This window comes from Meiothermus sp. CFH 77666, from assembly GCF_017497985.1.
Classification (GTDB): domain Bacteria; phylum Deinococcota; class Deinococci; order Deinococcales; family Thermaceae; genus Meiothermus.
The window spans coordinates 105,665-118,217 of the sequence record NZ_JAGDFV010000002.1; the positions used below are offsets into that span (position 1 = coordinate 105,665).

Here is a 12,553-nt window from a genome sequence, read left to right on the forward strand (position 1 = left end):
TGGGGCTCCTTGAACCCGTTCGCAAGCAGGTTGGCAAGCCGCGCGAAGAATCGCCCCTGGCGATGGTTTTTCGCCTGAGGGCCATGCTATTGGAACTGGGTGTAAAACCTAATGAGCCCTCCGACCTTCGAAAGTCTGTTGGCCGCCCTCGCCAGGGGCGGGGTTGATTTCATGCTGGTAGGAGGGCTTGCTGTAGCCCTCTGCGGGTTTCCAAGGGCTACCTTCGTTGTAGATGTTCTGGTAGAGGATTCTAAGCAAAATCTGGAGCGCCTTTTGAGGGTGCTGGGGGGTTTTGGTTCCGGCTCTGCCCGAGAGCTGAGCCCTGCTGACTTTACCCGCGAGGAAGGTTGCATCAGGGTTAACGAAGATTTTCCAATAGACATCTTCACCGTAATGAACGGCCACACCTACACCGACCTGCTGCCCTATAGCCGAAGCTATCCACTGGAGAATGTCACCATCCGCTACCTGGAACCAGAGGGGCTGGTTATGCTCAAGCAGAGCTTGCTGCGCCCACAAGACCGGCTGGATGTAGAGGTGCTGAAAAAGCTGTTGAGGGAAGAACCATGAAAAAACCCACCGTGTTTATTGATGGCGAAGCCGGCACCACCGGCCTCCAGATTCGGGCGCGCTTGCAGCACAGGAGCGATATCGAACTGGTCTCGATTGACCCCGCCAAGCGCAAGGATGAAGCCGAGCGTAAGCGGCTACTAAACGCGGTGGACGTGGCCATTCTCTGCCTGCACGACGACCTAGCCAGAGCGGCGGTGGGCATGCTGGAAAATCCCGAGACCCGCATTCTGGACGCGAGCTCGGCCCACCGGGTGGCCGAGGGCTGGGTGTATGGCTTTCCCGAGCTAAGCTCCGAGCAGCCCGAGCAGATTCGCCAGGCCCGCTTTGTTTCCAACCCCGGCTGCTACCCCACCGGCGTGATTGCCCTGCTGCGACCCCTGGTGGATGCGGGACTCCTGCCCACCGGCTTTGCGGCCTCGGTGAACGCCATTTCGGGCTACTCCGGGGGTGGGCGCCAATTGATGGAGGCCATGGAAGGGAGGGGTGAGCACCGGCTGGCCGGGGACTACCGCGCCTATGGCCTCGAGCTCAACCACAAACACCTGCCCGAGATGACGCTTTACTCGGGCCTTGAGCACCCCCCCATCTTCACCCCGGCGGTGGCCCGCTTCCGCCAGGGCATGCTGGACTTCATCCCCATTCACCTCTGGGCCCTGCCCCAAAAAGTCAGCGGGGCCGAGCTACATGAGGTTCTGGCAGAACGCTACCAGGGCCAGCGCTTTGTGCGGGTGATGCCCCTGGAAACCTACGGGGCGCACCACCCGGTGCTGGACCCCCAGGCCCTCAACGGCACCAATATGCTCGAGCTCTTCGTCTTCGAGAACCCCGCCCGCGAACAGGCTCTTCTAGTAGCCCGCTTCGATAACCTGGGCAAGGGCGCTTCGGGGGCCGCCGTGCAGAACCTCGACCTGATGCTGGGCCTGGAAGGCCCACACACCTACGATTACTTTGGGGACTAACGATGCAGATCGTTACGGTGTACCTCGACTACCTGTGCCCCTTTGCCTGGCGGGGCCTCGAGCTGATTCATGTGGTAGCCCCCCAACTGGGCCTGGAACTGGAACTGCGGCATTTCAGTCTGGAGCAGGGCAACCACCCGGAAAACCAGGGCCAGCCGCGCCGCGCCCCGGTCTGGAAGCTGGCCGAGCAACCCCTGGAGGGCCCCAGGGCCCTGCGGGCCTTTCTGGCCTCGCACGCGGCCCGGCAGCAGGGAAAGGCTGCTCACCTGCGCTTTGCCCTCGAGCTGTTTCGGTTGCGCCACCAGGACGGGCGAGAACTGGACGATGACCAGACCTTTGTGGAGGCCGTCAGCCGAGCGGGCCTGGACTTGGAACGCTTTATGGCCGACCTGGAAGACGAGGAGAACCGCCGCCTCGAGCTGGCCCGCGACCTGGAAGAAGCAGGCGAAAGAGGGGTGTTTGGGACGCCCACGTTTGTATTGCCTTCGGGCGACGCTGCCTATTTTCGCTTTACCGAGCTCACCACCGAGCCCGAGCTGGCGGTGCCCTTGTGGGAGCTTTTTACCGCCGTGCTGCACAACGGGGCCCATGTCGAAACCATCAAGCGACCCCGCCCCTAGCTGGGAGGAAGTTATGCACCCCGACCTCGAGCTGCGGACTCAACTGGTAAACCTACTCACCCTCCGGCAAGCCCATGCCGATTTCGAGGATGCGGTGGCGGATTTTCCAGAGGAACACATCAACATCCGTCCCCCCGGCTGCCCCTACACCTTCTGGCACCTGGTCGAGCACCTGCGGCTGGCCCAGCGCGACATTCTGGACTACATCGTCTCCGACCATTACCGCTGGCCCGCCTTCCCCGATGATTACTGGCCCGATGCCAACGCCACAACCGACCCTTCAGGCTGGGATGCGAGTATCCGGCAGTTCATGGCGGATCGGCAGGAACTGGTGGCCATCGTGCAGAATCTGGCGGTGGACCTGTTGGCCCCGCTTCCCAATAGCGGCAAGCACCAGCACAACCTCCTGCGTGAGATTCACATCGTAGCTGCCCACAATGCCTACCACACCGGCGAGCTGATCGTGTTGCGGCGGGTGATGGGCACCTGGCCTTCGTAGGGACGAACCAGGACGCGAATTGCGCCTACTCAAACCCGCTCACCAGGCGCGCTATCGCAAACGCTACCCCTGCTGCCAAACCACCCACCAGGGCTGTCTGCCATGCGCCTTTGAACATGCTGATGCCGGTAAAGCGAGCCTTGACCGCCCCAAATACAGCCAGCGCAACCAGGGTCACTGCCACGCTCCACAAGAGCGCACTCGACATCGGAAGCCGAAGCGCATAGGGTATCAGCGGAATGGCTCCACCCACGATGTACGAGCCGCCAATGGTGAGCGCACTGGTCAAGGCCCGTTTGGGGTCGGGTTTTTCCAGGCCCAGTTCCTCTTTCATCATGAAATCTACCCAGGCCTGGGGTTTGGCCGTGACAGCCTGGGTGGCTTGTTCCAGAGGCTCGCCATCCAGCCCGAACCTTCTGAATACTGCTCGCACCTCTTCGGTCTCACGCTCGGGGAGTTCCCTCACTTCGCGCCACTCGCGCTCGAGCTCAGCCTTGTAGTGGTCAGACTCACTGCGGGCTGCCAGAAAACCGCCCAACCCCATGGCAATGGGGCCTGCGGCTACCTCGGCGATACCGGCAACCAAGACCACAAAACTGTTATCCACTGCGCCCGATAGCCCAGCCGCCAGGGCAAACGGCACCGTTAGCCCGTCGGACATTCCGATCACCACATCCCTGATGGTCTCGGAGCCCGTGAAGTGTTGTTCGATGTGGGTACGGGCATACATAAAGCACCTCCTGACTCAAAGGTAACACTCCCAGGGTAGAATCCAGCGCTCTTCGCATATTTTGAGCCATCCGATTTCAAGAAAACTTTGTCCTGGACAGGATAATGGTATTTTTGATGAGAGGCTGTGCTGAGTATAGCGATAAAGTCTTTACTTGAACGCTTTGCATGTAGTAGGAGGTGGTAGTAAGGAAGAGGTGTTTGAAACCCACTACCTACCCTCCACTGCCTACTCCTACCTCATACGCTGCTGAAAGACGGTTGTGCATCTAAAAAAATGGTATCAAGCCGATTCAAAGCTCGGTCAGGAACCCCCATGAAAAGTGACTTGTGTCCTTACCCCACCCCAGGGGGGGTGGGTATACTCTGCTCAGTGGAGGAAACCATGATCCAGCTCAAGATCGAAGGTATGAGTTGCAACAACTGTGTTCGCCATGTGACCGAAGCCCTCAAAAGCGTGCAAGGGGTGGAGCGGGTGGAGGTTTCGCTGCAAGAGGGCCGCGCTACCGTGACCGGCTCTGCGCCGGTGGACAAGCTCATCGAGGCGGTGCAGGAAGAGGGCTACACGGCCCGCGTGGATTCCCCTTCGCTACACCCCAGGATGGCCTGAGATGATCCACCAACACCCCCTGCACCTTGACCCCAAGGTGCAGCAGGAGGCCCGCAACCGCCTGCTCTCGGCCAAGGGGCACCTCGAGGCCATCCTCAAGATGCTCGAGGGCGAGCCTTACTGCGTGGATGTGCTCAAACAAATCAAGGCGGTGCAGGGCGCACTGGACAAGGTGGGGGATATGGTGCTTAAGAGCCACCTCGAGCACCACGTGGCCAGCGCCGCCTTGCGGGGCGACACCCAGCAGATGGTCGAGGAACTGATGGAAGTGCTGAAGTATCGCTAAGTGCCTCCCACCAATGTTTTGGTTAATGGCATGATCGAAAATCATTCGGGTATTGCGCCCGGAGCATGATTTTCTAGCGCAGCCCGGATTCATCTTTAGACCTCATACAGGCGCAACTTAACTCCCATGTCAGCCAAGGCAGGCTCTTCAAACAGCTTTCATCCGGTGAAACCATCTGCTGCCTTCGGCGCGCAGTTTCACTCCCCTCGGGAGCTCAGGCAATCGTCCAACCCGTGCTGGGGTCATCAAGCTCTAAGGCATGGTTTTTCTAGGCAATCGGCCATAGACCATCGGCTATCGGCATTATGAGCAAAGAACTTCAAATTGGCGTTCAGGGCATGACCTGCGCGGCCTGTGTGGCCCGCGTGGAGCGGGGCTTGCAGAAGGTGGAGGGGGTGGAGCTGGCCCAGGTCAACCTCGCTACCGAGAATGCCCGCGTTACCTACGACCCCGAAAAGGTAAGCCCGGCTGCGCTCGTGGCCAAAATTGAAGAGACTGGGTACAAGCCCCTGGTGGCGAAGCTCGAGCTCGGCATTACCGGCATGACCTGTGCGGCCTGTGCGGGGCGGGTCGAGCGGGCCTTACGCAAAACCGAAGGGGTGCTCGCGGCCAGCGTCAACCTGGCTACCGAGCGGGCCAGCATTCAGTACCTGCCCGCCCTCACCGGGCCGGCCCAGCTCAAACGGGCCGTGCGGGAGGCGGGCTACGGGGTGGTCGAGGCCACCCCCGGCCAGCACCGCACCGATGTCGAACGCGAAGCCCGGCAGCGGGAAATCGCTTCGCTCCGGCGGGCCTTCACGGTTGCTTACTACTTTTCGCTGCCGCTCTTTTTGCTGGCCATGCTGCCGATGCTCTGGATGCCGGCCCACATGTTCTTGCGCTCGCTGGCCCCCGAGGCGGTGTGGAACTGGGTCATGCTGGCCCTGGCCACCCCGGTACAGTTTGGGCCGGGGCTGCGCTTCTACCGGCATGGCTTCTCGGCCCTGCGGGCGGGTTCGCCCGACATGAACAGTCTGGTCATGATCGGCACCTCGGCGGCCTACTTCTATAGCCTGGCGGTGGTGCTTTTTCCCCAGCTCTTCCCGCCCAAAGCCCAGCACGTTTACTTCGAGGCGGCGGCGGTGGTCATCACGCTGGTCTTGTTGGGTAAGTACCTCGAGGCCATCGCCAAGGGCCGCACCAGCGAGGCCATGAAAAAGCTCCTGGGCTTGCAGGCCCGCACCGCCAGGGTGCTCAAGGGCCAGGCCGAGCTGGAAGTGCCGGTGGACGAGGTGCTCGTGGACGACCTGGTGGTGGTACGCCCCGGTGAAAAAATCCCGGTGGACGGGGTGGTGGTCTCGGGGCACAGCTACGTGGATGAGAGCATGATTACGGGCGAGCCTGTGCCGGTGGCCAAAAGCGAGGGTACTCGAGTGGTGGGGGGTACGCTCAACCAGAATGGCAGCCTGACCTTCCGGGCCACGGCAGTGGGGGAGGGTACGGTGCTGGCCCAGATTATCCGGCTGGTCGAGAACGCCCAGGCCTCCAAACCCGCCATTCAGGGCCTGGCCGACCGGGTGGTGGCGGTCTTCATGCCCATTGTGCTCATCATTGCGGCCCTCACGGCGGGGGTGTGGCTGGTTTTTGGCGGCGAGAACGCCCTGACCTTTGCCCTGGTGAACACGGTGGCGGTGCTGATCATCGCCTGCCCCTGCGCGATGGGGCTGGCCACCCCCACCAGCCTGATGGTGGGCACCGGCAAGGCCGCCGAGATGGGGGTCTTGTTCCGCACCGGGGAAGCCCTGCAAACCCTGCAGGAGGCCCGCGTTGTGGCCCTCGACAAAACCGGCACCCTGACCCAGGGCCGCCCCGAGCTCACCGATTTTGAAACCCTGGACTTCGACCCGGCAGAGGTACAGAGGCTGCTGGCTTCCCTCGAGCAAAAATCGGAGCACCCCATCGCCCAGGCCATCGTGCGGGCCGCCCAGGCTCGAGGGCTGGAGCTGTTGGAGCCGCTCGATTTCCAAGCCGTGCCGGGCCTGGGCGCAACCGGGCAGGTCGCTCACTACCGTGTGGACACGGGCTCGGAGCGCTACATGGCCCAACGGGGGGTGGATATCGCCCCCTTCAGAGCGCAGTCCAGGCAACTCGCTGAGCAGGGCAAGACCCCGCTCTACGTGGCCATCAACGGCCAGCTGACGGCGGTTCTGGCAGTCGCCGACCCCATCAAGGCCGAGACCCCGGCGGCCATCCAGGCCCTGCACCGGCTGGGCTTCCGGGTGGCCATGATTACCGGCGATAACCGCCATACCGCCCAGGCCATTGCCCGCCAACTGGGCATAGACGAGGTGCTGGCTGAGGTACTGCCCGAAGGCAAGGCCCAGGCTGTGCAACAACTGCAACGTTCAGGGGCCAGAGTCGCCTTTGTGGGGGACGGCATCAACGACGCCCCGGCCCTGGCCCAGGCCGATGTGGGGCTGGCCATCGGTACAGGCACCGACATTGCCATGGAGACCGCCGACGTCATTCTGATCTCGGGCGACCTGCGCGGGGTGCCGAATGCCATCGCGCTGAGCCGGGCCACCCTGCGCAATATCCGGCTCAACCTGTTCTGGGCCTTTGCCTACAACGTGCTCTTGATTCCGGTAGCGGCGGGGGTCTTGTATCCCTTTACGGGCTGGCTGCTCTCGCCCATGCTGGCCGGGGCGGCCATGGGCCTCTCTTCCTTGTTTGTACTGTCCAACGCCCTGCGGCTGCGCTCCTTCAGAGCGCCGCTGGGTTCCAGGGTCGGGGCACCGGCGGGAAAGCTGGTTCCGCAGGTATGAGTTTATTCAGTGAAAACCCCCCATCAACACAGGTGGCTAACGCCCGCTTGTGGGTTAGTTCATGACAAGTCCATCTCTAAGGAGGCGCATATGCACGCAAAATTGTTCGGCTTCGTAGTGGCTCTGCTGCTCGGGTGGGGCCTGGCCCAGACCGACCACAGCGGCCATGGCAGCATGGCCATGCAGTTCATGAACGAGCTCAGAAAGCTCTCGGGGCGCAACTTCGACATTGCCTACATGTCCATGATGATTGAGCATCACAAAGGGGCAGTGGAGATGGCGGGGGCCATACTGAAGGTCTCGAAGGATGCCCGCATCCGCAAGGCGGCCCAGGCAATTGTGGCCGTGCAGAACAAGGAAATAGCGCAACTAACCGGCTGGCTCAAATCCTGGTATGGCGTAGCCCCCAGCCAGCGCTACATGCAGATGATGCGGGCCGATATGAAGCCCATGATGGAGGCTTCTATGATGGGGAAAGAGACCATGCCCGGCCACCAGATGCCGGTGGATCGGGCCTTCCTGGAGGGTATGATTCCCCACCACCAGGACGCTGTGGACATGTCCAGAGCGTGTTTGCAGCAAGCCGCCAGGGCCGAACTCAAGCGCTTTTGCCAGGGCGTTATTACCGTACAGAGCCGCGAGATTGAGCAGTTTCGGCAGTGGCTCAAGGGTCTGCCTAGCCCTTGATGCAGATGAGGGGCTCGAGCCGGGCCACCTTGCGTGAAAGCCCTGCGGCGTGCGCGGCGTCTACCACGGCGGTCACGTCCTTGTAGGCGCCAGGAGCCTCCTCGGCCACGCCACGAGGGGAGGGGCTTCGTACAATGATGCCCTGCCGACCCAACTCCCGCACCAGCTCCTTGCCCCGCCACTGCTTGAGGGCCTGGTGACGGCTCATGGCCCGCCCGGCCCCGTGGCAGGAGGAGCTGAAGGATCTGGCCTCGCTTTCGGGGGTGCCTACCAGAATGTACGAGGCCGTGCCCATGGTTCCCCCAATCAAAACCGGCTGGCCCACTGCTTTGAAGGCGTCGGGCAGGTCGGGGTGGCCGGGGCCCAGGGCGCGGGTGGCGCCCTTGCGGTGGACGTAGAGCCGCTGGGGCTGCCCGTTCACAAGGTGGGTCTCGAGCTTGGCGGTGTTGTGCGAAACATCGTAAATCAGGCGCAAATCGGCCCTGGGTAGCAGGTAGGCGAAGGCTTCGCGGGCCAGGTGGGTGAGGATCTGCCGGTTGGCCAGGGCGCAGTTGATGGCAGCCCGCATGGCTCCCAGGTAGGCCTGCCCCTCCTCGGACTGGATGGGGGCGCAGGCAAGCTCGAGGTCGGCGAGCTCCAGGCCGTACTTGTGGGCGGCCTCAATCATCCGCCTGCCGTAGTCGGTAGCGACCTGGTGGCCCAGCCCCCTCGAGCCGCTGTGGATGCTGACCAGCACATCGCCCACCGCTACCCCAAAAGCCTCGGCGACGGCGGCATCAAATACCTCGGTCACCTGCTGCACCTCGAGGTAATGGTTGCCCGAGCCCAGGGTGCCCATCTCGTCGGCCTGCCGCCGCTTGGCCTGCTCGGAGACCAGCTCGGGTCGGGCCCCTTCCATGCGGCCATGCTCCTCGATGCGCTCGAGATCCTCGCGTCTGCCGTAGCCCCGCTTGACCGCCCACTCGGCACCGCCTTGAAGCATGGCGTCCATCTCGGCGGGTTCCAGATGAATCTTTCCGATGCTGCCCACCCCTGCCGGTACATGCCGGAAGAGGCCCTGGGCCAGGTCTTCCTTGAGCGGCGCAAGGTCTTCCACGGTCAGACCGGTGTGCAGGGTACGCACCCCACAGGAGATGTCGAACCCCACCCCCCCTGCCGAGACCACGCCGTCGTCTTCCCGGAAGGCCGCCACGCCTCCGATGGGAAAGCCGTACCCCCAGTGGGCGTCCGGCATGGCATAGACGGCCTGCACAATCCCCGGCAGGCTGGCCACGTTGGCCATCTGCTCGAGTACCTTGTCGTCCATCTCGCGCAGCAAAGCCTCGCTGGCGTACAGGATGCCCGGTACGCGCATGGGCGGGGTGGCCTCCAGCCACCACTCAAACTCGGATTTTTGGATGAGACGGGTTGTGTCCATGCCCCCTCCTCAAACGTCCACCACACACTGCACCACCCAGAGGCCCTCCGGGTTCTGGGTGACCTCGAGTTCGCTATAGGTAGCCCCCTTCACCTCCACCGCGGGCTGGTGCCGCTCGGGGTCTACTGTCTCTCCCCAGGCCCGTGCATACAGGCTCAAAGCGCCCCCCAGGTCGGGCGGGCTTACGTGCACCTCAAAACGGCTAAACAGCATCCGGCGGGTAGCCATCTCGTAAATGAGCCGGTTCAGCCAGTTCACCAGCAACAGCGAGACCCGGCTGGCCTCGCACTCGATTACCACCGCCTGGGTGGGCCGCACCAGGGCAGGGTCGGTCACCACTGCGGTCAGGGCCAGGGCGACCTGTTCAAAGGCTGCATCCAGGGTGGGGCCTATACCCCGCACCCCTACGTCGGCCTGATGGTAAAAGTGCTCCCACCGCCCAAGCTGCGTGGTCATAGAGCCCCCCTGTTGTCAACAGGGTAGGGCTGGGCTGTTACCAGGGCATTACTGCGGGGCTCGAGGTGTTGTGTCAATGGGTCTGGCGACCACGTTTGTGAAGAGCGGATGTGTCGCCAGACCACTACCGCTCATACTTTTCTCCCAACAAACAAAACCGTTCAGGTTGGACTCGGCATCTGACCAGAGTCTTTTCCCGAACGGCCTTGCTTTTGGTCGAGGCGAGAGGATTTGAACCTCCGACCACACCCACCCCAAAGGTGTGCGCTACCAGGCTGCGCTACGCCTCGAGTTTCTGTGAGCCTGGGCCAGAGCCGCAGGCGCACAGTAAAGTCTAGCGACCCAGGGCCGAATCGTCAACACGTTGGCTTGACCTCTGGCAAAGCCACCGCTATACTCATAACTCGCTGTGGGGGCGGTTAGCTCAGCTGGTTAGAGCACACGCCTGATAAGCGTGAGGTCCCGGGTTCGAGTCCCGGATCGCCCACCAAAAGAGTAGACGGATGGCCCCTGACCAGGTTCGGGGGCCTTTGTCGTTGTAAACTTTGGAAGCCGCAAAATGTAGCTATCCGCTATGAGCTATCAGCCATCGGCAACAACCTACGAGAAGATTTCAGTAATATCGCGATGGATCCACGTAGCGAAAGTTGCCGTTGTTATCAATCACAATCACCCGGAACCACATCTGGTCGTTGGGGATGAGCACGCCTCCGCCGGTGAAGCCGATCACCTGGCCCTGCCCCACCCGCTGCCCCACCGAGACGCGGGGCTCGAGGACATTCACATACTGCGTGGCAATCTGGTCGGAGTGGCGGATGGTCAGGGTATAGCCCAGGTTGGCAATGAACAGGCTATCAATCACCACCCCATCGGCGGCGGCCACGATGGGGCTGGAAGCCTCAGCGCCCTGGAGGGTCTGCCAGTCGTTGCCCTGGAAGCCGTAGGGCTCGGCTACCCGGCCCCCGCGCACCGGAAACTGCAAGGCCCCCACCACCTCGCGGGGCACCGAAGGCAGCTCGCGCACGGTCTCGCGCTCGCGGCGGGCGGCCTCTTCGCGCTGGCGTCGGGCTTGCAGCTCGAGCTCGCGCTGGGCCTGTAGCTCGCGCTGACGGCGCTCCTCGGCTTCGCGGCGGCGGCGTTCCTCCTCGGCCCGGCGGCGCTCCTCGGCAATTCGGCGCAGCTCGGCGGCAATGCGGCCCTGCAGCACGTTCAACTCCGCCCGGAGCTGGGCCTGGGCTTGCAGGGTCTCGCGCAGGATGATCTGCCGCCCGGCCCGCTGCTGCCGCAGGTTGGCCACGGTCAGTTGCACGGTCTGGCGGTTTTGCGCCAGGGCGGCGATGCGCTGCTGCCGTTCGGCCCGGCGCTCGGTAAGGGTATCCACCAGCAGTCCCAGCCGTATGCGCTCCTCGTCGAGCTGGCGTACGGTGTTCTTGATGCGGTCCATCAGGTCGGTCTGGTGCTGCCCCAGCACCCCCACCCACTTGCTGCGCACCGACAAATCGGTAAAGGACTCGGCCCGCAGGAGGGGCAGGTAGCGCCCGGCGCGTTCGCGGTGCAGGCTTTGCAGCAGGGCTGAAAGCCGCTCACGCAGGCCCTCGAGTTCCTTTTGCAGGCTGGCAATGCGGGCCTCGGCCTGCTTCTTCTGGCCTTCCAGCAGGTCTATCTGCCGGGTCAGTTCGGCGCGTTCGCGCTCGAGGCGGGTAATCTCGGCCTCGAGGCGGCGCAGTTCGGCGAGCTGCTGCTGGGTCGCGGCATCGAGGTTGGCCAGGTCGCGGTTGAGCTGTGCGATGCGCTGTTGCTGGAGTTGTTGCAGGCGGCGGTTTTGCTCGGCCTGTTGCTGAAGCTCGTTCAGGCTGGGCTGGCCCAAGGCCCAGGGCTGAAAGCCAATAGCCCCCACGAGCGCCAGCATCCAGAGGATTTGCTGAATGGGTTTGGGGAGGAGGAGCCAACTTCTTGGGGGCTGTGCAGTGGCTTCAAACCCACCCTTCCCCGACCCCTGACCCCCGACCCCCAGGCCCTGCCTCATAAATCCGCCTCCCGCAGGTTGGCCCGGCTGGCCAGATAAGCCCCGGTGGCCCCCAGCAGCACCGCCAGCACCAGCATGGCCAGAGCGGCCCGGATCAGGTCGCCCTCGGCCAGCACCGGCACGAAGGGCAGCAGGTTTTGCAGCGCCTCGGCCAGAAAGCGATACGACACAACCCCCAGCCCCAACGCCACCAGGCCCGCAGCCAGGGTGAGCAGCGTGCCCTCGGCCACAAACGGCCCCTGGATAAAGCGCCGGGTGGCCCCTACCAGTTGCATCACCCGCAGCTCCTCGCGGCGGTTTTCGATGGAGAGCCGGATGGTGCCCATCACGCTAAAAAGGGTGTCCAGGAGCAGCAGCACAATCAAAATATTCACCGCCACCCGCAAGCCCGCCAGCACCCGCACCAGTTGCTCGGTAAGGGCGCCCCCGTACTCCACGCTGTCCACCCCTTCAATCCGCGCCACCCGCCGCCCCACCTCGCGCACCTGCTGGGGGTCGGTCAGTTTGAGCCGGATGGTGTCGGGGAGGGGGTTCTGGATGAACTCTCGAGCCTGAGCCAGGTAGGGGTAGTCGAGCTGGAGGGTGGCCAGGGCCTCTTCTTTGGTTTGCAGCTTGGCCTCGCTCACCTCGGGCCAGGTTTTGATCTCGTTCAGAATGGCGGTGGCCTGGGCCTCCGGCTTGAGAAAGGCGGCCACCTCCAGTTCGCGCTCGAGGGAGGCTACCACCCGATCCAGGTTCCACAGCACCAATCCCAGCAAAAATAGCAGCGAAAACGATACCAGGGCGGTAAAAAAAGTGGCCAGCGTACTGGTCAGGTGTTGGCGCAGCGAACGAAAGGCCTGGGAAAGGGCATACACGACCTTCAGTGTACAGTTTGTACTCAAATT

General features: G+C 63.1%; 13 protein-coding genes and 2 tRNA genes. 9 read left to right on the forward strand and 6 right to left on the reverse strand.

Annotated elements, in window-relative coordinates; translation table 11 throughout:
* Positions 1-111: 111 nt before the first annotated feature.
* Genes J3L12_RS02045 through J3L12_RS02060 form a run of 4 tightly spaced genes read left to right on the forward strand, consistent with a single transcriptional unit; the run spans position 112 to position 2,651 of the window.
* Positions 112-570 carry a hypothetical protein gene (locus tag J3L12_RS02045; RefSeq protein WP_208013374.1) on the forward strand — a complete coding sequence of 153 codons (459 nt, stop codon included), beginning with the start codon at positions 112-114 and terminating at the stop codon, positions 568-570.
* Positions 567-1,532: an N-acetyl-gamma-glutamyl-phosphate reductase gene (gene argC, locus J3L12_RS02050; RefSeq protein ID WP_208013375.1), complete on the forward strand. Its 966-nt coding sequence runs from the start codon at positions 567-569 to the stop codon at positions 1,530-1,532. The genes J3L12_RS02045 and argC overlap by 4 nt, the downstream gene beginning before the upstream one ends.
* 2 nt (positions 1,533-1,534) lie before the next feature.
* Positions 1,535-2,152: a DsbA family protein gene (locus tag J3L12_RS02055; protein ID WP_208013376.1), complete on the forward strand. Its 618-nt coding sequence runs from the start codon at positions 1,535-1,537 to the stop codon at positions 2,150-2,152.
* Positions 2,121-2,651, forward strand: a complete 531-nt coding sequence (locus J3L12_RS02060) for a DinB family protein (protein WP_208013377.1) — start codon at positions 2,121-2,123, stop codon at positions 2,649-2,651. The genes J3L12_RS02055 and J3L12_RS02060 overlap by 32 nt, the downstream gene beginning before the upstream one ends.
* A 25-nt stretch (positions 2,652-2,676) precedes the next feature.
* On the opposite strand, the gene J3L12_RS02065 is transcribed toward J3L12_RS02060, so the two are convergent.
* Positions 2,677-3,381 carry a VIT1/CCC1 transporter family protein gene (locus J3L12_RS02065; RefSeq protein ID WP_208013378.1) on the reverse strand — a complete coding sequence of 235 codons (705 nt, stop codon included), beginning with the start codon at positions 3,379-3,381 and terminating at the stop codon, positions 2,677-2,679.
* Positions 3,382-3,765: 384 nt separating this feature from the next.
* Between J3L12_RS02065 and J3L12_RS02070 the strand changes: the two genes are divergently transcribed.
* The 4 genes from J3L12_RS02070 to J3L12_RS02085 all read left to right on the forward strand — a co-directional run bounded on the left by J3L12_RS02070 (position 3,766) and on the right by J3L12_RS02085 (position 7,767).
* A complete protein-coding gene (locus tag J3L12_RS02070; protein WP_208013379.1) occupies positions 3,766-3,990 on the forward strand; it encodes a heavy metal-associated domain-containing protein in 225 nt (74 codons plus the stop codon).
* A gap of 1 nt (position 3,991) precedes the next feature.
* Positions 3,992-4,276 carry a metal-sensitive transcriptional regulator gene (locus J3L12_RS02075; protein ID WP_208013380.1) on the forward strand — a complete coding sequence of 95 codons (285 nt, stop codon included), beginning with the start codon at positions 3,992-3,994 and terminating at the stop codon, positions 4,274-4,276.
* A 305-nt stretch (positions 4,277-4,581) separates the two neighbouring features.
* Positions 4,582-7,080, forward strand: coding sequence for a heavy metal translocating P-type ATPase (locus J3L12_RS02080; protein WP_208013381.1), 2,499 nt, complete (start codon positions 4,582-4,584; stop codon positions 7,078-7,080).
* 90 nt (positions 7,081-7,170) lie between these two features.
* Complete coding sequence (locus tag J3L12_RS02085) at positions 7,171-7,767, forward strand: DUF305 domain-containing protein (protein WP_208013382.1); 597 nt, start codon at positions 7,171-7,173, stop codon at positions 7,765-7,767.
* Here J3L12_RS02085 and J3L12_RS02090 read toward each other — a convergent pair.
* The 3 genes from J3L12_RS02090 to J3L12_RS02100 all read right to left on the reverse strand — a co-directional run bounded on the left by J3L12_RS02090 (position 7,757) and on the right by J3L12_RS02100 (position 9,930).
* Positions 7,757-9,184 carry an RtcB family protein gene (locus tag J3L12_RS02090; protein WP_208013383.1) on the reverse strand — a complete coding sequence of 476 codons (1,428 nt, stop codon included), beginning with the start codon at positions 9,182-9,184 and terminating at the stop codon, positions 7,757-7,759. The genes J3L12_RS02085 and J3L12_RS02090 overlap by 11 nt on opposite strands.
* Positions 9,185-9,193: 9 nt before the next feature.
* Entirely contained in the window at positions 9,194-9,640 is a 447-nt protein-coding gene (locus J3L12_RS02095) for an archease (RefSeq protein WP_208013384.1), read from the reverse strand.
* Between the two features lie 213 nt (positions 9,641-9,853).
* A tRNA-Pro gene (locus tag J3L12_RS02100) sits at positions 9,854-9,930 on the reverse strand.
* A gap of 123 nt (positions 9,931-10,053) precedes the next feature.
* On the opposite strand from J3L12_RS02100, the gene J3L12_RS02105 reads away from it, so the two are divergent.
* Positions 10,054-10,130 (forward strand) — tRNA-Ile (locus tag J3L12_RS02105).
* Positions 10,131-10,253: 123 nt separating this feature from the next.
* On the opposite strand, the gene J3L12_RS02110 is transcribed toward J3L12_RS02105, so the two are convergent.
* Entirely contained in the window at positions 10,254-11,666 is a 1,413-nt protein-coding gene (locus J3L12_RS02110; RefSeq protein ID WP_243454826.1) for a peptidoglycan DD-metalloendopeptidase family protein, read from the reverse strand.
* Positions 11,663-12,523 carry a permease-like cell division protein FtsX gene (locus J3L12_RS02115; protein WP_208013385.1) on the reverse strand — a complete coding sequence of 287 codons (861 nt, stop codon included), beginning with the start codon at positions 12,521-12,523 and terminating at the stop codon, positions 11,663-11,665. Before J3L12_RS02115 ends, J3L12_RS02110 begins: the two co-directional genes overlap by 4 nt.
* Between the last annotated feature and the right edge of the window lie 30 nt (positions 12,524-12,553).

Coding starts and splice junctions, on each gene's coding strand:
- J3L12_RS02075 (WP_208013380.1), top strand. CDS start 3,992: ATGATCCACCAACACCCCCTGCACCTTGACCCCAAGGTGCAGCAGGAG.
- J3L12_RS02095 (WP_208013384.1), bottom strand. CDS start 9,640: ATGACCACGCAGCTTGGGCGGTGGGAGCACTTTTACCATCAGGCCGAC.
- argC (WP_208013375.1), top strand. CDS start 567: ATGAAAAAACCCACCGTGTTTATTGATGGCGAAGCCGGCACCACCGGC.
- J3L12_RS02080 (WP_208013381.1), top strand. CDS start 4,582: ATGAGCAAAGAACTTCAAATTGGCGTTCAGGGCATGACCTGCGCGGCC.
- J3L12_RS02085 (WP_208013382.1), top strand. CDS start 7,171: ATGCACGCAAAATTGTTCGGCTTCGTAGTGGCTCTGCTGCTCGGGTGG.
- J3L12_RS02055 (WP_208013376.1), top strand. CDS start 1,535: ATGCAGATCGTTACGGTGTACCTCGACTACCTGTGCCCCTTTGCCTGG.
- J3L12_RS02110 (WP_243454826.1), bottom strand. CDS start 11,666: ATGAGGCAGGGCCTGGGGGTCGGGGGTCAGGGGTCGGGGAAGGGTGGG.
- J3L12_RS02060 (WP_208013377.1), top strand. CDS start 2,121: ATGTCGAAACCATCAAGCGACCCCGCCCCTAGCTGGGAGGAAGTTATG.
- J3L12_RS02065 (WP_208013378.1), bottom strand. CDS start 3,381: ATGTATGCCCGTACCCACATCGAACAACACTTCACGGGCTCCGAGACC.
- J3L12_RS02090 (WP_208013383.1), bottom strand. CDS start 9,184: ATGGACACAACCCGTCTCATCCAAAAATCCGAGTTTGAGTGGTGGCTG.
- J3L12_RS02070 (WP_208013379.1), top strand. CDS start 3,766: ATGATCCAGCTCAAGATCGAAGGTATGAGTTGCAACAACTGTGTTCGC.
- J3L12_RS02045 (WP_208013374.1), top strand. CDS start 112: ATGAGCCCTCCGACCTTCGAAAGTCTGTTGGCCGCCCTCGCCAGGGGC.